Origin of the sequence: Rhodococcus sp. PvR044 (genome assembly GCF_040548995.1) — a bacterium.
In the GTDB taxonomy this organism is placed as follows: Bacteria; Actinomycetota; Actinomycetes; order Mycobacteriales; family Mycobacteriaceae; genus Rhodococcus_G; species Rhodococcus_G oryzae.
Window position 1 is genome coordinate 148,657 of record NZ_JBEPSX010000003.1, and the last position, 21,424, is coordinate 170,080.

The window sequence follows — 21,424 nt, forward strand, 5'->3', positions numbered from 1 at the left end:
GGGTTGCTCATTTTTCGCCCGCTCGCAGGAACCGCCCCGTGCGACGGGTCCCGAGAACCGGAGTCGGTTCCCCTTCTCGGACCACGCATTCGCCGCCGACGAACACCGCGGACACCGCGTCGTCGTTCCGGTTGACCATCCTGGAGAGTCCGTCGTACTCCGGGACCGGGCATTCGGCATAGGCGTCGAGCGAGGCGTCGAGATGCGCCGGGTCGATCACCACCACATCGGCCCGGTCACCCTCGCGCAGGTGTCCGGCGTCGAGTTGGTACCAGTCGGCGAGTTCGCCGGTGAGCCGGTGCACCGCCTGCTCCACGGACATGATCGGTGTCCCTGCCTGCTCGGCGTCGCGGACGCGACGCAGCAGGCGGAGGCCGAAGTTGTAGAAGGCCATGTTGCGCAGGTGCGCGCCGGCATCGGAGAAGCCAAGCTGGACACCGGGATCGGAAGCGAACTTGTTGAGCACCTCGGGGCGGTGGTTCGAGATCGTGGTGCGCCACCGGACCTTGGTGCCGTGCTCGACCACCAGGTCAAGGAAGGCGTCCACCGGGTGCACTCCGCCCCGGTCGACTCCGACCTGTCCGAAGGTCTTGCCGATCACGGATTCGTCCGGGCACTCGACGATCTCGGCGTCGAAGAAGTCGCGGTGCCAGACCCGGGGCCCGTACTTCTTGTCGTAGTCCTTGCGGAACCGGCGGCGGTAGGACTCGTCGGCCAGCAGCGCGCTGCGCGCCTCGAGCTGGTTCGACAGGTCCAATGCCGCGGCGCCGGAACCGAACTCCTCGAAGACCGGCAGGTCGATGCCGTCGGAGTACACCTCGAACGGGACGGGCAGGTGCTGCCACCGGAAGTCGCCGCGCATACCGTTGACGGCCCGTGCCATCGCCGGGAAGACATGCGCCACAGCCGGTATCGCCTTGACATCGGCGGCCGAGAGCAGGCTCACCTTCAAGGGGCGACGGAAGAGCCCCACGCTGCTCAGCGCCAACGCGACCATGGACTGCGGGCGGCCGACGTCCGGGCCTGCCTGCAATGCCCTGCCCCGGCGCCGCAGGATCCCACTGAGCCTGCGACGTTCCTGCCGGGTCGAGTACGTCGAGGGCAGGGTCCGGGACCGGCAGACCTCGCCGTCGAGCTTGTCGAACAGCAGTTCCTGCGAGGACATGCCGATGAAGCCGGCGTCGAGCGCCTCCTCGAGTTTGGCCGCCATCGCGTCGAGTTCGGCTGGGGTGGGCTTGACGTCCTTGCGGGTCGCCCGGTCCAGGCCCATCTGCGCGGCACGGATGTCCGAATGGCCGATGAAGGAGGCCACGTTCGGGCCCAAGGGCAGCGCCTCGATCGCCTCGACGTACTCGTGCGCCGAGGTCCAGGTCTTGGACTCGGTGAGCGTGTCGACCACGTGTTTACGCGGGATGGCCTCGACCCGGCCGAACAGGTCGCCCGCGTCGGAGGGGCCGGCATGGACCGCCGACAGCGAGCACGACCCCAGGAAGATCGAGGTGACGCCGTGCCGCACCGACTCCTTGAGTCCCGGACTCAGGATGACCTCGACGTCGTAGTGGGTGTGGATGTCGACCATGCCCGGGATGACCCACTTCCCGGCGGCGTCGACCACCTGCGGGCAGTCAGCCTCGTCGAGTGCGTCGACCGACGCGGCGGCCACCCGCCCGTCGCGGATGCCGAGGTTCCTGGTCTCGGACCGTGCGCCGGTGCCGTCGAACCACCGGCCGTTCTTGATGATCACGTCGTAGCTCATCGCAGACCACTCCATTCTCGAACGTCTATTGCAGACCGGGGCGCCATCAGACGACCACCTTGGTGCGCATCGTCTTGCCGGTCGCGTTGCGCGGCAACGGCGAGGTGGTGATCCGCCACCGGGCCGGGACCTTGAAATAGGCTAGGCGTTCGCCGGCGAAGGCCCGCAGTTCCTCCTCCGTGACGGCGTCCTCCGACCGCGCGACGACCACGGCGGCCACCTCCTGGCCGAGGTCGGGGTGATCGACGCCGATCACCACGCACTCGAGGATCTCGGGGTGCTCGTCCAGGCACTGCTCGATCTCCATCGGGTACACGTTCTCGCCGCCGCGCAGGATCAGGTCCGACCGTCGTCCGGTGAGCCGGACCATGCCGTTCTCGATCACACCGAAGTCGCCGGTGCGTAGCCAGCGGTCCTCGGTGATCGCCGCGGCGGTGGCCTCGGGGTTGTCCCAGTAGCCGAGCATCACGTAGGGGCTGCGCGCGCAGATCTCGCCCTCCACCCCGTCGGGGACCTTCTCCCCGAACGGGTCCCGGACCTCCACGGCGACGCCGATGATGGGCCGGCCGAGGGTGCCGGGGAAATGCGCGAGATCGAGGGGGGTGGCGACGGAGATCGCGGTGGCACTCTCGGTCTGGCCGTAGCTGTCGACCAGGGAGTTGCGCGCGAACGGTACCTTCTCGCGCAGGCGGTCCTGGAACGCCGCCGAGGACGGCGCCGCCGACAGCGCGAAGGCGGTGACCGAGGACAGGTCGTATCGCGAAAGATCCTCGTGATCGAGCAGGCGATTGGCCATGGTGGGAACGGCGGCCCAGTTGGTCACGCGCTCGCGTTCGACCAGCCGCAGCATCCGGTCCACGTCGAACGAGCCCTGGTAGATCACCACCGCGCCACCCGTCGCCAGCCGGGGCACGGCCAGGTTGTGCAGGCTGGCGATGTGGAACAGCGGGGAGGTGAGCAGGTACCGCCGGTCGCTGGGTGCGTCCGAGTTCGGGTCGCCGCCGGTGAACGCGGCGGCGAGCGCGTCGCTGAACCGGTGATAGTCGATGGTCGCGAGCACGTTACGGTGCGAATGCACGGCGCCCTTGGGGCGGCCGCTGGTCCCGCTGGTGTACAGGATCACCGCCGGATCGTCCTCGGCCACTGCGGTGTTCGGCAGTTCGGCGCCGGCGAACTCGGTGAACAGTCGGGGCAGGTCCTCTTCCATGGTGAGCACGGTGGTATCGGTGCCGAGCCCGGCGAGCACCGCGGCACGCTTGGCATCGGCGATCACGACGGTGGGCGTGGTGTTGCCGATGCCGTACTCGACCTCCTGCGGCGCCCACCAGGCGTTGAAGCCGACCGCGATAGCGCCGAGAGCCTGGGCCGCCCAGAAGGTGACCAGCCACTCGGGGGTGTTCGCGGCGAGGATGCCGATCCGGTCGCCCTTGCCGACGCCGTACCGGTCCCGGAGTGCGGTGGCCAATGCGGCCACGGCGGCCCCGTGCTGGGTGTAGCTCATCCGGGTGTCCTCGGTGACCAGGTAGTCGCGGTCGCCGTAGGAGAGCGAGGCCCTCAGGACGTCGCCGAGCGCCCGGTCGCGGATGCGCATGACCGGGATCTCGGCCCCGAGCACGTTCTCGAGGCCGAGCTCGAAGCGCCCGCCGGGGCCCGTCAGCCCGGCCATCACGGAGGCGATGTACGCCTGGGGGTCAACAGACTTCGTCACTGCATTTCCTTTCGGATCGTGTCGTACCCGGTCACGGAACCAGCACCGCTCGTCCGCGGATCTTGCCCGCCTCGAGGCGGTCGAACGCCTCTCGGGCGTCGGCGAGGTCGAACCGGTCCACCTCGACGGTGAGCAGCCCGGCCTGGGCGAGGGCGACGGAGTCGACGAGGTCACTCCTGGTGCCGCCGTAGGACTTCCGAACCGACGCGCCCCACGGCCAGCCGGGGCCTCCCGCCGGATCGGCCGTCACTCCGGGGACACCGCCGCCGAGCCCGACCATCCGGTACGCGCCGTTGGGCGCCACGGACTCGACCGCCATCGTGGCGGTGGGGTCGACGCCGACGAAGTCGAACACCGCGTCCGCGCCGCGGCCGTCGGTCAGCTCGAGGATCTGGCGTGCGGTGTCGGGACCGGATTCGAGGGTGATGTCGGCACCGCAGCGCTTTGCCAGGTCCAGCTGATCCTGGCCGAGGTCCACCGCCACGATCCGGGTCGGGCTGAGCGCGCGCAAGATCTGCACCGCGACGTGCCCGAGCCCACCGATGCCGATCACCACGGCGGTCGAGCCGGGACGCAGGTGCTCGTTGGCACCCCGAATGGCGTGGTAGCTGGTCAGCGCGGCATCCGCCATCGGTGCCGCCTGGAGGAAGTCCAGGTCTCCGATGGGGACGAACGACCGGGCGGGGATCCGGACGTACTCGGCCATGCCGCCGTCCGGGCCGAGCCCGGGGCACGGCGGCATGGCGGTCCGGCCCGCGGCCAGGCAGACGTTCTCGTTGCCGCTGATGCACTCCCGGCAGACGCCGCACGACCAGCACAGGTAGACGAGCCCGCGCTCGCCGACCTGCCGCACGTCGACCTCGCTGCCGACGGCCTCGATGGTGCCCGCGATCTCGTGCCCGATGGTGAGCGGTTCCTCCCGCATCTTCACCGGGAAGTGCAGCAGGTGCAGGTCGGAGTGGCAGATGCCGGCCGCGCCGACGCGGATCAGCAGGTCGGACGGGCCGATCTCCGGCACCGGGACTTCCCGGATCTCGATGACACCCGGATCCGTGAGCTGTAGTGCCCTCACAGGGAGACCTCGCTTCGTGCCGATCGAACGGCCTCGTTGGTGGCGTGCAGGTAGGCGTCGCTGCGATCGGAGCCGATCAGTCCCGGCGCCATCTTGTTCATCGTGTAGGCGAAGGTGACCCGGTTGTCGAGGTCGTTGACGAGCATCGACCCGCCGAACCCTGCCCACCAGCACACCCGGCCGTCGCGCACCAGCGGGGCGGTGTCCGGTTGGGGGAGGCCGTAACCGATGCCGAATCGCAGCGGGGTGAGGATGGCCAGGTCGATGCCGTCGGCCTGCTGCTCGAAGATCAGGTCGATGGTGGCCTGGGAGAGCAGGCGCGTGCCGTCCAGTTCGCCGCCGCAGGAGATCAGGGACTGCAGGCGGGCGACCGAGCGCGCGTTGCCGTGACCGTTCATGGCGCCGAGTTCCGTCTGCCGCCACTCGGCGGTGTTGACCTTCTCCAGGTCGAGCCACGGGCAGGTCACCGATTTGACCAGGATGCTGTCCTGGTCGAGCGTGGACATGTCGAAGTTGATGGCCGGCGCCGGGATCATCGGTGCGATCCGGCCGAAATGCTCGGGGCCGGTGCCGATGTGGAAGTCGGCGCCAAGCGGCCCGGCCAGCTCCTCGGCGAAGAAGCGGCCCAGGCTGCGGCCGTCCACCCGCCGGATCACCTCGCCGACGAGGTGCCCGTAGTTCAGCGCCTGGTAGCCCGACGCGGTGCCCGGCTCCCACCAGGGCGCCTGGGTGGCCAGCCGGGCGCTGGCGGCCTCGGTGTCGTAGATGTCCTCGAGTTCGATCGGCCGCTCCCAGCCGGACACGCCGGAGGTGTGCGAGAGCAGGTGCCGAACCTCGATGTCAGCCTTGCCGTTCGCAGCGAACTCGGGCCAATAGTGTGCGACCTTCTGGTAGACGTCCAGCTCGCCCCGGTCGACGAGCAGCAGCGCGGACAGCGCCGTCATCGTCTTGGTCAGGGAGAAGACGTTGACGATCGTGTCCTCGGCCCAGGGCGTGGTCTGCTCCTGGTCGGCGTAGCCGCCCCAGACGTCGACGACCGGCGCACCGTCGAGGGTCACGCAGATCGACGCGCCTAGCTCCTCGCCCGACGCGAGCTGCTGTTCGAGCGCCTCGCGGACCGGCTCGAAGCCCGCCGCGCAGAATCCCTGTGTCAGTGTCATGTCGTTGTCCTCCCTCACGCGTTCTGCATGGCACGGGCAGGCACGGGCAGGGTGTTGCCTGCGGCCTGGGCGCGCTTGCCGCCGCTGACGATTTCCTTCTTCAGGTTGCGCACGTAGGGATCGAACTCGCACTGGATGGTGTGCCGTGGGGACTTGTAGTACGGCTTGAGGTAGTACTCCTCGTCGGCGGCAAGGACGGCGCCCATCTCGCTGGGTGCCGGGGGCAGGTACTTGCCCGCGAGGTAGGCGGCGACGAGCTTGCTCTGCTGCTCGGCGAAGTTCACCAGGGTCGGCATCGGCTGCGCGAGGCCCATGAAGAACAGGTTGTCGATGTCGGGCTTCATCATCCGCTTGAACAGCGGGAAGCGGTTCTCGCTGTCGGGCAACAGGTTCGGATCGGTGAAGAACGGAAAGCTGATGTGGTAGCCGGTGGCGCAGATGATCACGTCCACGTCAAGGGTGCTGCCGTCGGCGAAGCGCACCTGCTTGCCCTCCAGCGCGGTGATGGCCGGTTTGAACGAGATATCGCCCGAGCCCGCCTTACCGAGGAACTCGCCGCTCGCGGACGGGTGCGCCTCGAAGGGCTGGTGGTCGGGCTTGGGCAGACCGTAGCCCTCCATGGAGCCGAGGTTCTTGTTCAGGAAGCGCCGTTTGAGCGCCAGGGAGAGCGGGCGCGGTATCCAGGCGGGCATCGTCATCTTGTCGCCTGCCGTGCCCTTGAGGTACTTCGGCAGCACCCAGACCCCGCGGCGGGCGGAGACCGTGAGCTTCTTGGCGAGGAAGCGCTGCGAGAGCTCGGAGGCGATGTCGAGGCCGGAGTTGCCCATCCCGACCACCACGACGTTCTTGCCGCGCATGTCGATCGGGTCGAACGGGTCGTTGTATGCGTGGCTGTGGATGAGCGTGCCGTCGAACTCTCCGGGGTAGTCCGGGGTGTTCGGATCCCAATGGTGGCCGTTGCAGACGATCAGCGCGTCGTAGGTGCGCGCCTCGCCGTTGGACAGCGTGACCGTCCACAGTCCGTCGTCGTCGCGCTCCGCGTGTTCGACGGAGGTGTTGAACGTGATCGTCTCCCGCAGGCCGAAGTGGTCGACGTAGTCCTTGAAGTACTGGAACAGCTGCGAGTGGTGCGGGAAGTCGGGCCATTCGGCGGGCACCGGGAAGTCCTCGAAGGCCAGGCGCCACTTCGAGGTGTCGATGTGCAGGCTCTGGTAGCAGGCCGACATCCCGTTGGGATTCTTGAAATACCAGTTCCCGCCGACCTCGTCGGAGGCCTCGAAGCAGTCGTACGGGATGCCGTAATCCTTCAGGCGCTTGGCGGTGGTGATTCCTGACGGACCGGCGCCGATGACGCAGACGCGGGGCAAGTTCGGGGAGTGCATGGAGATCTCTTTCTGCCGGGGGCCGGGGCCGCGGTCTCGTCCCTTCCCGGCCGGCGCGGTTGTGCGCCGGTGGAATCGCGACTGTGACGATAGCGGTATGTACGACATGGTGTGACCTACGACATAGAATAGCGTTGACTGACGGCGTGTCAAGTGAATGACGTAAGGTCGCTTTGCTGGCGCTGCGGCGACTGAATGGGCCGCGAGTAAACTCCGATTGGTGGTGGATGCAGTGAGCAATGCGACGAGCACGGGCAACAGGCGTGGCACGCTCCGAGCCGAGCAGAAGCGGGCGACCCGAGCCCGGCTGTTGGAATCGGCTCGGGGGCTCTTCGCTGCCAGGGGCTACGCGGCCGTGACGGTCGATGACATCGCCGCCGAGGTCGGCTGCAGCCGGGCGACCTTTTACCTGCACTTCCCCGGCAAGGTGGACATCCTGCTGGCGGTGGCAGGGGACGGCATGGCGCCGAGCGCCCTGGCGTTCTATCAAGACCTGGACCGCGTGCTCGACACCGGATCGCGCGCCGAGTTCACGGACTGGATCACCCGGGCCATCGAGTGGTTCCACCAATACAAAGAGATGCTCCCGGCCTGGGACGAGGCGACTGCCCTGGAGTCCGACTTCCAGGCCGTCGCCCGGGATGGGATCCTCGCCCTCCCGAACTCGATGACGAGCTACCTCGCGCGCTGGCCGGAAGACAGGCGCGACGAGGCCCGGCTGCGCGTCGAACTCCTTGTGACGCAACTCGAACGGTTCTTCACACGGTGGGCGATGCTGGGGACGATCGATGTCTCCGCCGAGGAGGCCGCGGAGGTCCTGACGGACATCTGGTTCCCGGCGCTGACGGCCCCCGCCGCGTCGTAACGCCTGCCGGGCCGAACGCGTTGTCCCCCGATCGGGGGACAACGGATTCATCCGCTGTGGGGCCCGTCCGGTGGACGGAACCCGAGGCGGAAACGGGTGATAGTTGTCTCAGCGCCGGAATGGTCCGGCTCGAGATATCAAACACTCACTCGGACAGGATCATTCATCATGAGTATCGCCACCGTTCGTCGCCGTCGCCTCGCCCGCATCGCCACCCTGCCCCCGCTCGCCCTGGCCTTCGCCGCCGCGACCGTCGGCTTCACCGGTGCGGCGGCGTCCGCCGGGACGCTCCCCACGACCGGCCCGACGATCGCGATGACGATCACCAACAACACCGGTCAGCCCATGGTGCTGCAGGGCTCGGGCAATCCGTACGGCGAGTGGATCCAGGGGCCGCGCGCGGTTCTCGCGCCGTGGAGTTCGGAGATCGTCACCGCGACGAACAACGATCCGCGGGGGATCGGTGTCGATGTCACCTACGGGCTGCCCGGCGACGCCCAGGCCGTGTTCATGGCCAACAACTACCAGGGCGACGTGAGCCTCGACGGGACCCGGATGACCGGAAATGACGGGGTCTACTACGGCATCGCGAGCACCGTGGACACCGGCTTCCCGAACCTGAACGCCGGCTACACCATCACCATGCACCCCTGAGGCGGCTCCGCCGCCTGTGAGTACTTGTGGCCTCGAGGGGGGCCACAAGCACTCACGGGCGGCGCGGCACGCCTACTCGGCCATTGCGGCGCGCACCTTCTCGGTGTCCGCTGCCGTCCAGCCGTCGGGCGCGAGGATGTCCGCCCAGATGTTCACGGCGTCCGCCTGGAAGGTGTGCCCGTGGCCGTCCGGCACGTCCGCCGAGAAGACCATGTCCATGGTCACCTGCCAGAAGGTGACGAACGGGATCCAGCGCATGTCCGGATTGACGTCAGGGCCCAGCGGCTCCCGCAGCCAGTCCGGTCGGTTCAGCAACAGGTCGAACGACCACCAGGTGATCGGATCGCTCGCGTGCTGCCAGTAGACGATCCGGGGTATGCCCCAGGGGCCGTCGAGTTCGAGATCCTGTGCGGCCGAGGCGAACCGGACGTTGGCACCGCCGTCTATCACCGGAAGTCGTTCGGGCGAACCGGGATCGCGGCCCGCGGTGACGGCCGACCACTGCGGGGAGAAGTTCGGCGTACCCACCCACAGCGCGCCGTCGGTTCGGGCGAGCATGTCCTGGGCGCCCGCGAACGCGGACTGGCCGCCGAAGGAGCCGAGGCTCTCGCCGAACGCCAGCAGCTTCGGGCGGCTCTCGGCGGGCCGCGACTCCCATTCCGCGTAGACCGCCTCGAACAGCGCCCGCCCCGCCGCCTTCGGTGACTCGCGGTCCGCGATGAACGACAACGCGCTGGGCAGGAAGGAGTACTGCATGGACGCGATCGCGGAGTCGCCGTCGGCCGTGTACTCGAGGGCGCCCGCCACCGAGGCGTTGACCCAGCCGCGGCCGGTGCCGGTGGCGACGGCCAGCACCGCGCGGTCGAAGGCCCCGGTTCGCACCAGTTCCGCGACGACCTGATCGGCGGCGTCCGTGATCGACTCCGCGGACTCGCGGCCCACGTACACCCGGATCGGCGTCCGCGCGGGCCTGCCGGTGGCCGCGGTGATCTGCTCGGCGCTCGGGCCGCCCGCGACGAAGGTGCGACCCTCTCGCCCGAGGCTCTCCCACGGCTCGGCGGACGCCGGAGATCCTGAGCGTTCGGGCATCTCGGGTCGGACCACGTTGACTGCGGTGCTGTGATCGGCCGCGGCCGCCGACCGGTTCGCAAGGCCGATGAGTCCCTGGTACACGATGCCGTCGACGATCATCAGGCCGACGGCGACCACGACGACAAGGCTCGCGATCCTGGCAATCGGTGCGGGCATGTAGCGGCGGCCAAACGCCGCCATCCGGTTGGTGGCGCTCCTGGAGGCGCGGGCGATCCAGAGCAGCAACGCCGCGATGCCCAGCGAGATCATCAGCACCAGAAGGTAGTTCGCCTCGTGTTCCTCCTCGACGCCGACGAGATCGCGCACCACCTGCTGGGACACCGCGCCGAGGATCGCGAAGGCCGGGACGAGAACCACCGTGAACCCGAGCAGGGTCCATCGTCCGATCCGCTTGGTCCGCTCGGAGTATCGAGGCGAGATGCCGCATCTGCGTACCGCCCAAGCCGCGAGGCAGCCGATCCCGTAACCCGTCGCGATGCTGATGCCGGTGGCGACCCCCTGCAGGTACCACAGGCGTGGCAGCAGGGAGGGCGTCAGCGACCAGCAGAAGAAGAGCAGTGCGACGGCGAGCCCGACGGGATGCAGTGACCGGCCGTAGCGGCGTGCGCGATCGGCGAATCCGTCGGTGTTCGGGGCGTCGGCCGGGTGCGACCCGGCCGGGGGGAGCGTCGTCGTCATCGTCATCGTCGTTCCTGGTCCGGTCGCGGGCGCCTCCGGGTGGGAGGGGCGGCTGCTGCGGTCCTACCTATCCGGACCGGGCGGATCGTATCGAACCCGGAAGCGGCGCGTCCCGGTTCAGTCGGTGACGTCGTCCGGGTCGGGCTCGGCCGGGCGATGACGCTGCTCGTCGTGCTCGCGGGAGAAGATCCCCGGCGGCGGCCCGGTCGGCCCGCCGTGGGCGAGGACCGCGTGCTCGTAGGCGGACTCGGCGTGCAACGCCAGGTCGACGCCGGCGATCTCGTCCTCGCGGCTGACCCGGAAGCCCATCCACCGGTCGATCGCCTTGCCGAGCGCGTAGGTGACCCCGAAGGCGTAGAGGCCGACCACGACGACCGCCAGCGTCTGCTTGCCGAGCTGGGCGAGCCCGCCGCCGTACAGCAGCCCCTCGGCACCACCGGTCATCACCTCGGCGGCGAGCAGGCCGATCAGAACCGTGCCGACGATGCCGCCGATCAGGTGCACGCCCACCACGTCGAGCGAGTCGTCGTAGCCGAAACGGAACTTGAGGCCCACCGCGAAGGAGCAGACGACGCCGGCGAGGGTGCCGACCACGGCTGCGCCGAGGACCGTGACCCAGCCGCAGGACGGGGTGATCGCGACCAGGCCCGCCACCACGCCGGAGGCCGCGCCGAAGGTGGTGGGGTGCCCGTCGCGCTTCTGCTCGACGAGCAGCCAGCCGAGCATGCCCGCGCAGCCCGCGACCAGGGTGTTGAGGAAGACGGCCGCGGCGGTGCCGTTGGCCGCGAGCGCGGAACCGGCGTTGAACCCGAACCAGCCGAACCACAGCAGTCCGACGCCGAGCAGCACAAGCGGCAGGTTGTGCGGTCGCATGGGCTCGGAACGGAAGCCGATGCGCGGGCCGAGGACCAGCGCCAGCGCCAGCCCGGACGCGCCGGAGACGATCTCGACCACCAGGCCGCCCGCGTAGTCGAGCGCGCCGAGCTGCGCGATCCAGCCGTCCGGACCCCATACCCAGTGCGCGACCGGCGCGTAGACGGCCAGCGCCCAGATCGGGACGAAGACCATCCACGCGGAGAACTTGGTGCGGTCCGCGATCGCACCGCTGATCAGAGCGGCTGTGAGGATCGCGAAGGTCAGCTGGAAGGTGGCGAACAGGAACTCGGGGACGCCGCTGTGCACGGTGGCCGGGGTGATGTCCGCCATCCCCAGGTGCTCGAGTCCGCCGAGCAGGCCGCCGCCGATGTCCTCACCGAAGGCGAGGCTGTAACCGACGACCAGCCAGACCACGGTGACCAGGGCGATCGAGACGAAACTCATCATGATCATGTTGAGCACGCCCTTGGAGCGGACCATGCCGCCGTAGAACAGGGCCAGCCCCGGTGTCATCAATAGGACCAGGGCGGTGCTCACCAGCAGCCATGCGGTGGCTCCGGCGTCGATGGTCTCGGGCACGTCGGTTTCTCCTCACGCGTGCGGGCCTCGGCCGCACGCGAGTGGTGACGATGGCCTGTCGTGGTTTCGCCTGCGCTGCCAATGTGTTGCGGCTGTGTTTCGGATTCCGCTCACCCGGGCCGCCGCGCAGGTGCGGGTTCCGGCGCCGGAGGCCGGGGGACGGCGGTCCGCCGACGCGGTGTCGCCCTTCGCCGGTACCCTCTCCGCGTGGCCCTCTACCGGAAATATCGACCGGCAACCTTCGCCGAGGTGGTGGGGCAGGAGCACGTCACCGACCCCCTGAGCACCGCCCTCGACGCCGGACGCATCAACCACGCGTATCTGTTCTCGGGCCCGCGCGGCTGCGGCAAGACGTCGTCCGCCCGGATCCTGGCCCGGTCGCTGAACTGTGTGGAGGGTCCGACCTCCACCCCGTGCGGTGTGTGCTCGTCGTGCGTGGCGCTCGCCCCCGGCGGCCCCGGCAACCTCGACGTGATCGAGCTGGACGCCGCCAGCCACGGCGGCGTCGACGACACCCGAGAGCTGCGTGACCGGGCGTTCTATGCGCCTGCGGAGTCCCGGTACCGCATCTTCATCGTGGACGAGGCCCACATGGTCACCACCGCGGGCTTCAACGCGCTCCTCAAGATCGTCGAGGAGCCGCCGGAGCACCTGATCTTCGTCTTCGCGACCACCGAGCCGGAGAAGGTGCTGCCGACGATCCGGTCGCGCACCCACCACTACCCGTTCCGGCTGCTCGCGCCGTCGACCATGCGCGGATTGCTGGAGAAGATCTGCGCGCAGGAGAACGTTGCCGTCGAGGCCCCGGTCTATCCGCTGGTGATCCGCGCGGGCGGCGGATCGCCGCGCGATTCGCTCAGCGTGCTCGACCAGCTGCTGGCCGGAGCGGGCGACGAGGGCGTCACCTATCAGCGCGCGCTGTCCCTGCTCGGCGTCACCGACGTCGCGCTCATCGACGACGCGGTCGATGCGCTCGCCGCCGGTGACGGCGCCGCGCTCTTCGGCACCGTGGACAAGGTGATGGACGCCGGCCACGATCCGCGACGGTTCGCGGTGGATCTGCTCGAGCGGATCCGCGACCTGATCCTGATGCGGGCGGTCCCCGATGCGGGGGAGCGCGGCCTGGTCGACGCCCCAGGGGACGTGCTCGAGCGGATCCGCGAGGAGGCGGAACGGATCGGTCCCGCGACTCTGGCCCGCTACGCCGAGGTCCTGCATGCCGGACTGGGGGAGATGCGGGGGGCCACGGCACCCCGGCTGCTGCTCGAGGTGATGTGCGCCCGGATGCTGCTGCCGTCCGCAACGGATGCGGAATCGGCTGTGCTGCAACGGCTGGAGCGGCTCGAACGGCGGGCCGAGGGTGGCCTGCCGGTCGCGGAGCCGGTCGCCGGAACACGATCGAGCGCGCCCGCGGAGCCCGCGGCGCGGCCGAGTGCCCCGGAGCCCGAGCCGATCTACCAGCGTCCGTCGCAGCGCGCGGCGGCGCAGCAGCGGCACCCGGAACCGGTTCAACCGGCGTCGCCGGAACCGGCCCCGCCGGTTCGGTCCGAGCCGGTCCCGCCGGAGGTCGTCGCCCCTGTGGCGGCCGAACGTGGTGCGCCGGAGCCGAGTGTGCCGCAACCCGCGGATTACGCCGCCGCTCCGGTCGAGGTGCCCGCCGCCGCGCCGGAGCCGGTCCCGGCCCCGCAGTCGCCGGAGCCCGCCCTCGCGGCCCAGGAACCGCTTGCCCCGGCACCTTCGGGCTCGGAGCCCGTTGTCCCCGAGCCCGTTGTCCCCGAGCCCGTCGTTCCCGAGCCCGTTGTCCCGGAAGCGGTCACGCCCGAACCCGTTGCACCCGAACCTTTTGCGCCTCCCGTCGAGCCGGCGCCTGTGCGCGAACCGGAACCGGCGGCCGTCGCGGAACCCGAGCCGGCGCCGTCCGAGCAGGTCGCGCCGCCGGTGTCCGCGCCCGCTGCGGCCGGTCAGCCCGACGCCACCGCGGTCCGCGCCGTGTGGTCCGAGGTCAGGGCGAAGGTGCGAGACCGGAGCCGCACCGTCGAGGTGATGCTCTCGGGCGCCACCGTCCGGGCGGTGGAGAACGGCCGCCTCATCCTCATCCATGCCTCCGCGCCGCTGGCCAAGCGTCTGGTGGAGCCGCGCAACGCCGATGTGATCCGCGACGCGCTGCGGGAAGTGTTCGGCGTGGACTGGGCGATCGACTGCGAGGTCGGTACCGCCGCGCCGGCCGATGCTCCTCCGCGCGCTCAGCCCGCCCGCCAGCAGCAGGCGAAACCGGCTGGCGCGCCGCGATTCTCGCGTCCGAGCCAGGAGCAGGCGGCATCCGCGCCCGCCCCGCGGACCGAGTCGCCGTCGGGGCCAGGCGCCGATGACATCCCGCCGCCCGAGGAACCCGACTATCCGGACGATCCGGGCCCGCCGCCCGCCACGCCCGAGTCGGTCACCCCGGAGGACGAGGAAGAGATGATGGCGCAGGCCGCCGAGCCGGCCGACCCGTCCGTCCGCCGCGATCCCGAGGAGATCGCGCTCCAGTTGCTGGAGACCCACCTCGGGGCCAAGCGAATCGACGGCTGACAAGCCCGTCTCGTTCGCTCACCCTCCCGCGCCCGCCCCGCCGAGTGTGCAGCTGTCGTCGCCTGTCCTGGGCCTTTGCCCCGTTCCCCCAAGCACTTCGTGCAGGGAGGTGCCCCCAGGTGCACACTCGGCGGAGGGGCTCCGTACTCGGAACCGTCGCCGTCGCCGAGGTCTTGACAACCTACAACTGATTGGTTGTATGTTGGGTGAGTGAACGGAGACGATGAGGACCGGGCGGACGCCCTGTTCTTCGCGCTCGCCGATCGGACCCGGCGCGACATCATGCGCCGCGTGCTGGCGGGGGAGCACTCGGTTTCCGGGCTCGCGGCGAAGTACCAGATGAGCTTCGCGGCGGTACAGAAGCACGTCGCGGTACTGGAGAAGGCCGGCCTACTGACCAAGCGGCGCAGCGGTCGGGAGCAGCTGGCCAGCGGCGACGTGGCGGCGGTGCGATCGGTGGCGTCCATGCTCACCGAGCTGGAGCAGGTGTGGCGCGGCCGCATTGCGCGAATCGATGAACTCATTGCATCCGACTCGACCAAGGAGGAGTGAATCATGCCTGTGACCAACGTCCAGCAGGACCTCGACAACCTGACCCTGACCATCACCGCCGACTTCGCGGCGCCGGTTACGCGGATCTGGCAGGTCTACGAAGACCCGCGCCAGCTGGAGAAGGTGTGGGGACCGCCGACCTACCCGGCGACGGTGGTCGACCACGACCTCACGCCCGGCAGCCGTACGACCTACTTCATGACCGGCCCGGACGGCGAGAAGTTCGCCGGGTAGTGGCAGATCACCACCGTTGACGAGCCGACGAGCTTCTCGTTCGACGACGGCTTCGCCGACCTGGACTTCAACTCGAATCCCGAACTGCCCGTATCGAAGAACGTCTTCACCTTCGCGGAGCGCGATGGTGGGACCCGCGCAACATATGTGAGCACCTACGAGTCTGCCGAGGCGCTGCAGCAGGTGTTGGACATGGGTGTGATCGAGGGGGCCTCGTCGGCGATCAACCAGATCGACGAGCTGATCGCCTCCTGATCGACACGTCGCCGACACGCGGTTCAGCAATGAACGGCCGAACGACGGCACCGTTCTAGCCTGGGTTCGTCGGTAACCAAGCGAGAGGATGCCCATCATGGCACTGCCCACCTTGACTCCCGAACAACGTGCCGCGGCCCTGGAGAAGGCAGCGGCGTCCCGCAAGGCCCGGTCGGAACTTCGTGAGGGCCTCAAGTCGGGAAAACTCACCTTCACCGAGATCCTGGACCGAGCAGAGTCGGACGAGATCGTCGGAAAGACGAAGGTGCTCTACTTGATCGAGTCCCTTCCTCATTTCGGGAAGATCAAGGCTCGCGACATCGCCGAGTCGGTCGGGATCGCGGAGACACGACGGGTGTCCGGCCTGGGTTCGCGCCAGCGCGCTGACCTACTCGCGAAACTCGGCTGAACTCACCCCATTCGCTCGGCGAGGGTTCTCGGACAGGACTAGGGCGTGTCTGACAAATGAATCGGCGGCGCGCTGAGAGTCTGGAGCCGTGTCGCGGTTTCAGGTTCTCTCGGATGCCCAGTGGTCGTTGATCGAGGGGATGCTGCCGCGGCCGACACGGCGGGGCTTGTCGACTGGTCGCTGTCGGTGGACTCCACGATCGTCCGCGCGCATCAGCACGCGACGAACACCACCCGCCTCACAGGGGGCTGGATCGAATTACACGAATCTGCGGGAAGAGCCGCCTGACCATGCCATTGGACGGTCTCGCGGTGGGTTGTCGACGAAGATCCATCAGCTCGTCGACGGCAACGGGCTCCCGCTGGTCACACTGATCACGCCGGGGCAGGCCGGCGACTCGCCAATGTTCCTGCCGTTGATGTCACAGCTGCGCATCGGGCGCGACATCGGCAGACCACGGACCCGGCCCGATGCGGTGCGTGGCGACAAGGCGTATTCATCGCGTGCGATCCGCGCGCACCTGCGCAGCCGCGGTATCAAGGCCGTCATCCCTGAACCCGACGATCAGAAGGGACACCGCAAGCGGCGCGGATCACGTGGCGGCAGACCTGTCGGGCTCGACACCGCCGACTACAAGAACCGCAGCGTCATCTGCGCCGCTACAGCCACATCAAGCAATGGCGAGGCCTCGCGACTCGATACGACAAGCACGCCGTCGTCTACCGTGCCGCCGTCATCCTCAACGCCGTAATCGTCTGGACCCGGGCCCTATCAGATGCTGCAGCTGGTTAGTGCCATCACCGTCCTATGATCGTGCTCGTGGGTGATCATGAAGCACTCGGCCGCGACGAACTCGTCGGTATCGTCCGCCAACTTCAAGAAGCAAAGGGAACTGAGCAAGAGCAAGACAGACTTCTCGAAGTACTGCTGGCCAACGTGCCCGACCCGAATGTGTCCGACCTGATCTACTGGCCCGTGTCCACGCTCACGCCCGAAGAGATCGTTGATCGCGCATTGGCCTACAGGCCCTTCACGCTTTAGAGCATTACCAGCACTCCGAACGACGCCGATCGGGGTGGCGCAGGTGGGACTTGAGCGGGCGTCCAGAGACGACACGGGAGAGCCCCGAACACTGATCGGCGCTCTGCCGGCCTCGCCGACAAACTCAAGCTCACGGCCGCTCGGCGCACCACCAGACCAATTGTCAGACACGCCCTAGTTGTGAAAGTCGATGTAGACGACCTGCGCCGCGACACCCTCGAGCATCTGCAGGAGGTGGTCGATCCACTCGGCCTCGGTCATGTCGCGGTCATGGAACCCGAACCACCCGGTACGGCAGACCGCGATCCAGTCGGCTTCGCCGTCGTCGCCGCGCAGGGTCACGAGGTGGCCCGGGAACCACCACGGCAGCCGCCGCTCGGGCTCCTCCCCCGGGTGGCCTTCCTGCGGCGCCGAGCGCAACTGGTCGCCTCGCTCGAGTGCCGCCTTCGTCTCGGCTAGCACCGTGACCAGCTCCGCCACAGGCTCGCACTGGCTATCCCGGTACACGTCCTCCCAGCGGCCACCGACGACCCACCAGTCCCAGCGCGAGTCGGGGTTGTACGTCGAGTACACCTCTCCGTCTTCGCCGATGTCCTCGGCGTCGTAACACTTCGTTGCCTCTTCGTACAGCCACCCGGCGTCGTCGATCTTCGTCAGCTTGAATGCGAAACCCGACTGGTCGGACTCGGGAGCCGAGAGGTATGCGAGGTGTTGCGGGTTCATCCACTCCTTCGCGTACCCCGCAGGGTCGGCGAGGTACATGGCATACCGGCCGTCGCGGTACTCCTCAATCTCGGTGCGCTCCTTCGCGATCAACTGCTCGCGCGTGTACTCGACGTACCGGTCGACTTCGCGATGCTCACTGAACTTCTCGAGTACCTCGGCGAGGTACTGCTCCTGATCAGTGACTTCATTCGGGACGAGGACGGCTCCCACAAAGTGCGTCATGCCTTCGTCTCCTTCTGCTTCACGGCCGTGACCGTGACCCGCGCCGGCGACCCCTTACTCGTCACCGGCCGCGTATTCCTGAATGCCTCGCAGTGCTCCTGCCGCGCGTCGCCAGCCGCGTTGAACGCCTCCCACTCGCTACGTGTCTCTCCTCCATCGCGATGACGAGGATCTTGCGGTCGGCGACACTGCGTGCCAGCCACTGCTGTTCGTCTCGCCCCCACGGGCCGAACACCTCCGGCAGATCACGCCACGCGATCCCGCACCGACACCGGTAGATGATCCCCTCGACCATGGTCCGCGCGTCCGCGAACGGCCGCCCGTTGCGCCCCGTCGGCCGCGGCAGCATCCCCTCGATCAACGACTACTGCGCATCCGAGAGAACCTGAAACCGCGACACGGCTCCAGACTCTCAGCGCGCCGCCGATTCATTTGTCAGACGCGCCCTAGGCCGAACGACGCTCGCGCGACGCCACGTTCCGCCTCGCGAATTCGATGCTGAGCGCGATGAGGGTCTTGCTCTCCTCGAGCATGATGCCGAGCACCGGGAAGGCGTGGATCTGACCGCTCCACAGGTGGGTCTCCACCGGCCGACCGGCCCGCTCGAGCCGGTCGGTCATGATCTCGACGTCGGGCCGCATCAGCTCGTACTCGGCGGCGGAGAGGAACACCGGCGGGAACAGAGTCGGGTCCGCCGCCACCGGCGACTGCGCCCCGACGATCAGGTCCGGACCCGCGAGCCAGCGGTCCTTGAGATTGCGTACCTGACGCATCGGCAGGTAGGCGTCGCGCTTCATGTACTCCGGGTCGTGTGACTCGAGGTCGACATTGAGCAGCGGCGAGTACCCGATGACCGCTGCCGGCGGCGTGATGCCCTGCAACGCGCAGATCTCGGCAACCTTCATCGCGAGATAGCCGCCCGCGGAATCGCCGGCGACGATGATCCGGGTCGGGTCCTCACAGGTCTCCAGCAGCGCGGTGTAGGCGGCCATCGCGTCGAACAGGGAGGTGCCGATGCCGCCGTACGGCAGCTGCCGGTACTCGACCGAGATCACCGGGACTCCCGAGCGGGCCGCGAGTGCCCCACAGGCGGCGCGATGGGTGGCCAGCCCGCAGAAGACGAATCCGCCGCCGTGGAAGTAGAGGATGGTCGCGCCCTGCAGGGCGTCGGTTGCGCGCCTCGGATGGGTGACCTTCTCGCACGGCACCCCACCCAGGGTCACCGGCTCGACGCTCACCCCCTTGGGAGCGGGCGTCCGGTCGGACCACTCATCGAGCTTCCCGAGCGCGAGGATGCCGCGATCGGACATCGGCCACACCGTGAACAGCGGTTTGATGAAGATTCTCGCGAACCAGAACACCAGCCGTGCTCGAAGACTGACGTTCCAGTGCCACACAATTGATCCCTGCATCGGCCTGCTGCCCCTCGTTTGTGCCGGCTTTCGGTTCCACCACGATAGGGCGGCGGCGTGCCGCCGACCAGCGTTGCCGTCGCCCGCCCGGCGTGCGACGACTATTCCGCGCGCGCGGCCTCGCGGGCGAGCATCCGATCCCGCGATTCCTCGAACCGCTCGGCTGCGCGGCGGAGATCGTCGAGGTGCGCCGCCAGCCGGTCCCGCGCCCGCTCGCCCGCATCGGTGAAGTCGTTGCGCTCGAACACGTTCCAGATGCGGAGCACCGGCATGACGACGTCGTCGAGATGCTGCCGGAGATCGTAGATGCCGTGTTTGGCGAGGAGCACCGCGTTCCGCCGGAAGCCGGGCATGGACAGGCCGGGCATCTGGAAATTGAGCAGCACGTCGGTGATCGCCTCGAGCGCCGCGTCGGGCACGAGGTCCATGGCGGCGCCTGCGAGGGTTCGGTAGAAGACCATGTGCAGGTTCTCGTCCGCCGCGATCCGGTCGAGCATCCGCTCCGCGACGTCGTCCGCGCAGGCATGTCCGGTGTTGCGGTGTGAGAGCCGGGTGGCGAGCTCCTGAAACGTCACGTAGGCGACCGAGGGCAGGAACGCGGCGTTCAGCGGCGAGTCGAGGCCGTTGGTCAGGTGTTCCATCCGGTACTGCTCGAGCTGGACGGGGTCGACGGCGCGGGTGACCACCAGGTAGTCGCGCATGACGATCCCGTGCCGGTTCTCCTCCGCCGTCCACCGGTTGACCCAGGTGCCCCACGCCCCGTCGAGGGAGAAGCTGGCGGCGATCTCACGGTGATACGAGGGCAGGTTGTCCTCGGTCAGCAGGTTGGTGATCATGGCGATCTTCGCCAGCTCGGAGAGCCGCGACTGGTCCGGGTCCCAGTCCACCCCACCCATTTCCGCGAAGTTCCGGCCCTCGTCCCATGGCACGTAGTCGTGCGGATTCCAGTTCTTGGTCATCGACAGGTGCCGGTTGAGATTGGCTTCGACCGTCGGCTCGAGCTCCCTGAGCAGGTCGAGCTGGGTGAACGTCATGGTCATGAGAACTCCTTGGGAAGGAAGAACCTCGAGAACCAGTACCTGGCCCGCGGCGATGCCCGCGGTTGTCCAGGCCCTATTGAACACCGCGAGTCGCGACACTTCCAGGAAAGCCACAGATTCGGCGGCGGGCCACGCGCCGTTGCACGTCAACGCGTGGCCCGCCGTTGGCCCGGTCCGTGTCGCGGGTGCCCGACCGGGTGCTCAGGCGTCGACGGTCTGCGTGACGGCGGCCCACTCGTCGAGTTCGGCGATGCGCGCGGTGAGCGCAGACCGCATGGCATCGGCGCCCGCGACACCCAACGCCAGACGGAGCGGCGGGTTCTCACGTGCCACGGCGGCGCGGATCCCGGCCGCAACGCGGTCCACGCCGGAGAACGCCGACCCCGGCAGCGCCCCGATTGCCTGCTGCACCGCGCGGACCGTCTGGTCGTAGTCGGAATGCGTCGCGCTGGCCGCGTCGAGATTGCCCAGGAATGGGGTCGCGGTGAGCCCGGGCTGGATGAGAGTCACCTTGATGCCCAGCGGAGCCACCTCGGCGACCAGCGCATCGGTGAGTCCCTCGACGGCGTATTTCGTCGCCGCGAGCAGGCCGACTCCGGGGTCCGCGGTCTGACCGTAGTAGGACGAGCCCTGCAGGATGTGGCCGGACCGCTGGCTCCGCAGCACGGGCAAGGTCGCGCGCAGCACGTTCAGCACGCCGAAGACGTTGGTGTCGAAGATCGCCCGCGCCTGGGCGTCGTCCGCCTCCTCGACCGCGCCGAAGAGTCCGTACCCGGCGTTGTTCGCCACGACGTCGATACGTCCGAACCGCGCCACCGTCTGCTCGACCGCCTTTCGCACGGCGGCCTCGTCGCGCACGTCCGCGTCGATCGTGAGCAACAGGTCGGGCTCGCCCAGCTGGTCGAGGCCCGCGGTGTGCCGCGCCACCGCTGCCACCGCTTCACCGGCTTCCAGTGCCTGGCGCACGAGCTCGCGCCCGATGCCGGACGAAGCGCCGGTGACGAACCAGACGGTTGGGGTGTTCGCTGAAGTCTCTGAAGTGGTCATGTTGCGACCGTAACACGGTAGCTCACAACGTTGCGAGGGAAATAGCTCAGATGTTGCGGCCCTTTGCCATACGGACGCATCCGCTGTGTATCG

General features: G+C 68.6%; 19 protein-coding genes and 1 pseudogene. 8 read left to right on the top strand and 12 right to left on the bottom strand.

Going from position 1 to position 21,424, the window contains the following annotated elements:
• Positions 1–7: 7 nt before the first annotated feature.
• Genes ABIC28_RS09230 through ABIC28_RS09250 form a run of 5 tightly spaced genes read right to left on the bottom strand, consistent with a single transcriptional unit; the run spans position 8 to position 7,078 of the window.
• Entirely contained in the window at positions 8–1,756 is a 1,749-nt protein-coding gene (locus tag ABIC28_RS09230; RefSeq protein ID WP_354578541.1) for an N-acyl-D-amino-acid deacylase family protein, read from the bottom strand.
• Between the two features lie 46 nt (positions 1,757–1,802).
• Positions 1,803–3,464, bottom strand: coding sequence for a steroid-24-oyl-CoA synthetase (gene casG, locus ABIC28_RS09235; protein ID WP_354578543.1), 1,662 nt, complete (start codon positions 3,462–3,464; stop codon positions 1,803–1,805).
• A 31-nt stretch (positions 3,465–3,495) separates the two neighbouring features.
• Complete coding sequence (locus tag ABIC28_RS09240) at positions 3,496–4,536, bottom strand: NAD(P)-dependent alcohol dehydrogenase (RefSeq protein WP_354578545.1); 1,041 nt, start codon at positions 4,534–4,536, stop codon at positions 3,496–3,498.
• Positions 4,533–5,696 (bottom strand): serine hydrolase domain-containing protein, encoded by a 1,164-nt coding sequence (locus tag ABIC28_RS09245; protein ID WP_354578547.1) that lies wholly within the window; start codon positions 5,694–5,696, stop codon positions 4,533–4,535. Before ABIC28_RS09245 ends, ABIC28_RS09240 begins: the two co-directional genes overlap by 4 nt.
• A 14-nt stretch (positions 5,697–5,710) precedes the next feature.
• Positions 5,711–7,078 carry a flavin-containing monooxygenase gene (locus ABIC28_RS09250; RefSeq protein ID WP_097213080.1) on the bottom strand — a complete coding sequence of 456 codons (1,368 nt, stop codon included), beginning with the start codon at positions 7,076–7,078 and terminating at the stop codon, positions 5,711–5,713.
• A gap of 220 nt (positions 7,079–7,298) precedes the next feature.
• Between ABIC28_RS09250 and ABIC28_RS09255 the strand changes: the two genes are divergently transcribed.
• Both ABIC28_RS09255 and ABIC28_RS09260 read left to right on the top strand, forming a co-directional pair.
• Complete coding sequence (locus ABIC28_RS09255; RefSeq protein WP_257017615.1) at positions 7,299–7,943, top strand: TetR/AcrR family transcriptional regulator; 645 nt, start codon at positions 7,299–7,301, stop codon at positions 7,941–7,943.
• Between the two features lie 168 nt (positions 7,944–8,111).
• Positions 8,112–8,597, top strand: coding sequence for a hypothetical protein (locus ABIC28_RS09260; protein ID WP_354578550.1), 486 nt, complete (start codon positions 8,112–8,114; stop codon positions 8,595–8,597).
• A gap of 72 nt (positions 8,598–8,669) precedes the next feature.
• On the opposite strand, the gene ABIC28_RS09265 is transcribed toward ABIC28_RS09260, so the two are convergent.
• Together ABIC28_RS09265 and ABIC28_RS09270 are read right to left on the bottom strand one after the other, a co-directional pair.
• Complete coding sequence (locus ABIC28_RS09265; protein WP_420030250.1) at positions 8,670–10,367, bottom strand: alpha/beta hydrolase; 1,698 nt, start codon at positions 10,365–10,367, stop codon at positions 8,670–8,672.
• A gap of 117 nt (positions 10,368–10,484) precedes the next feature.
• Positions 10,485–11,822, bottom strand: a complete 1,338-nt coding sequence (locus ABIC28_RS09270) for an ammonium transporter (protein WP_097213078.1) — start codon at positions 11,820–11,822, stop codon at positions 10,485–10,487.
• Positions 11,823–12,029: 207 nt separating this feature from the next.
• Between ABIC28_RS09270 and ABIC28_RS09275 the strand changes: the two genes are divergently transcribed.
• From ABIC28_RS09275 to ABIC28_RS09300, 6 genes and pseudogenes are all read left to right on the top strand, one after another.
• Positions 12,030–14,393 (top strand): DNA polymerase III subunits gamma/tau, encoded by a 2,364-nt coding sequence (locus ABIC28_RS09275; protein ID WP_354578553.1) that lies wholly within the window; start codon positions 12,030–12,032, stop codon positions 14,391–14,393.
• Positions 14,394–14,603: 210 nt separating this feature from the next.
• On the top strand, positions 14,604–14,945 hold the full coding sequence (locus tag ABIC28_RS09280) for an ArsR/SmtB family transcription factor (protein ID WP_077043144.1): 342 nt from the start codon (positions 14,604–14,606) through the stop codon (positions 14,943–14,945).
• 3 nt (positions 14,946–14,948) lie between these two features.
• Positions 14,949–15,434: pseudogene (locus tag ABIC28_RS09285) on the top strand (SRPBCC family protein).
• Between the two features lie 97 nt (positions 15,435–15,531).
• Positions 15,532–15,843, top strand: a complete 312-nt coding sequence (mihF, locus tag ABIC28_RS09290; protein WP_269589564.1) for an integration host factor, actinobacterial type — start codon at positions 15,532–15,534, stop codon at positions 15,841–15,843.
• A gap of 139 nt (positions 15,844–15,982) precedes the next feature.
• Complete coding sequence (locus ABIC28_RS09295) at positions 15,983–16,594, top strand: transposase (protein WP_269589601.1); 612 nt, start codon at positions 15,983–15,985, stop codon at positions 16,592–16,594.
• Between the two features lie 68 nt (positions 16,595–16,662).
• Complete coding sequence (locus ABIC28_RS09300) at positions 16,663–16,884, top strand: bacteriocin immunity protein (RefSeq protein WP_209927850.1); 222 nt, start codon at positions 16,663–16,665, stop codon at positions 16,882–16,884.
• 174 nt (positions 16,885–17,058) lie between these two features.
• Here the strand turns inward: ABIC28_RS09300 and ABIC28_RS09305 are convergent, their stop codons facing one another.
• The 5 genes from ABIC28_RS09305 to ABIC28_RS09325 form a co-directional block, all read right to left on the bottom strand.
• A complete protein-coding gene (locus ABIC28_RS09305) occupies positions 17,059–17,820 on the bottom strand; it encodes a hypothetical protein (RefSeq protein ID WP_354578556.1) in 762 nt (253 codons plus the stop codon).
• Between the two features lie 73 nt (positions 17,821–17,893).
• Positions 17,894–18,181: a transposase gene (locus ABIC28_RS09310; protein WP_354578834.1), complete on the bottom strand. Its 288-nt coding sequence runs from the start codon at positions 18,179–18,181 to the stop codon at positions 17,894–17,896.
• A gap of 97 nt (positions 18,182–18,278) precedes the next feature.
• On the bottom strand, positions 18,279–19,244 hold the full coding sequence (locus ABIC28_RS09315; RefSeq protein WP_097213073.1) for an alpha/beta hydrolase: 966 nt from the start codon (positions 19,242–19,244) through the stop codon (positions 18,279–18,281).
• A gap of 101 nt (positions 19,245–19,345) precedes the next feature.
• On the bottom strand, positions 19,346–20,284 hold the full coding sequence (locus ABIC28_RS09320) for an acyl-ACP desaturase (protein WP_097213072.1): 939 nt from the start codon (positions 20,282–20,284) through the stop codon (positions 19,346–19,348).
• Positions 20,285–20,485: 201 nt separating this feature from the next.
• Positions 20,486–21,331, bottom strand: coding sequence for an SDR family NAD(P)-dependent oxidoreductase (locus ABIC28_RS09325; RefSeq protein ID WP_269589562.1), 846 nt, complete (start codon positions 21,329–21,331; stop codon positions 20,486–20,488).
• Between the last annotated feature and the right edge of the window lie 93 nt (positions 21,332–21,424).

Bases quoted from the DNA above. Each gene is read 5' to 3' on its own strand.
- ABIC28_RS09295 (WP_269589601.1), top strand. From the start codon at position 15,983: ATGCTGCCGCGGCCGACACGGCGGGGCTTGTCGACTGGTCGCTGTCGG.
- ABIC28_RS09320 (WP_097213072.1), bottom strand. From the start codon at position 20,284: ATGACCATGACGTTCACCCAGCTCGACCTGCTCAGGGAGCTCGAGCCG.
- ABIC28_RS09265 (WP_420030250.1), bottom strand. From the start codon at position 10,367: ATGACGACGACGCTCCCCCCGGCCGGGTCGCACCCGGCCGACGCCCCG.
- ABIC28_RS09310 (WP_354578834.1), bottom strand. From the start codon at position 18,181: ATGCTGCCGCGGCCGACGGGGCGCAACGGGCGGCCGTTCGCGGACGCG.
- mihF (WP_269589564.1), top strand. From the start codon at position 15,532: ATGGCACTGCCCACCTTGACTCCCGAACAACGTGCCGCGGCCCTGGAG.
- ABIC28_RS09245 (WP_354578547.1), bottom strand. From the start codon at position 5,696: ATGACACTGACACAGGGATTCTGCGCGGCGGGCTTCGAGCCGGTCCGC.
- ABIC28_RS09315 (WP_097213073.1), bottom strand. From the start codon at position 19,244: ATGCAGGGATCAATTGTGTGGCACTGGAACGTCAGTCTTCGAGCACGG.
- ABIC28_RS09260 (WP_354578550.1), top strand. From the start codon at position 8,112: ATGAGTATCGCCACCGTTCGTCGCCGTCGCCTCGCCCGCATCGCCACC.
- ABIC28_RS09250 (WP_097213080.1), bottom strand. From the start codon at position 7,078: ATGCACTCCCCGAACTTGCCCCGCGTCTGCGTCATCGGCGCCGGTCCG.
- ABIC28_RS09230 (WP_354578541.1), bottom strand. From the start codon at position 1,756: ATGAGCTACGACGTGATCATCAAGAACGGCCGGTGGTTCGACGGCACC.
- ABIC28_RS09325 (WP_269589562.1), bottom strand. From the start codon at position 21,331: ATGACCACTTCAGAGACTTCAGCGAACACCCCAACCGTCTGGTTCGTC.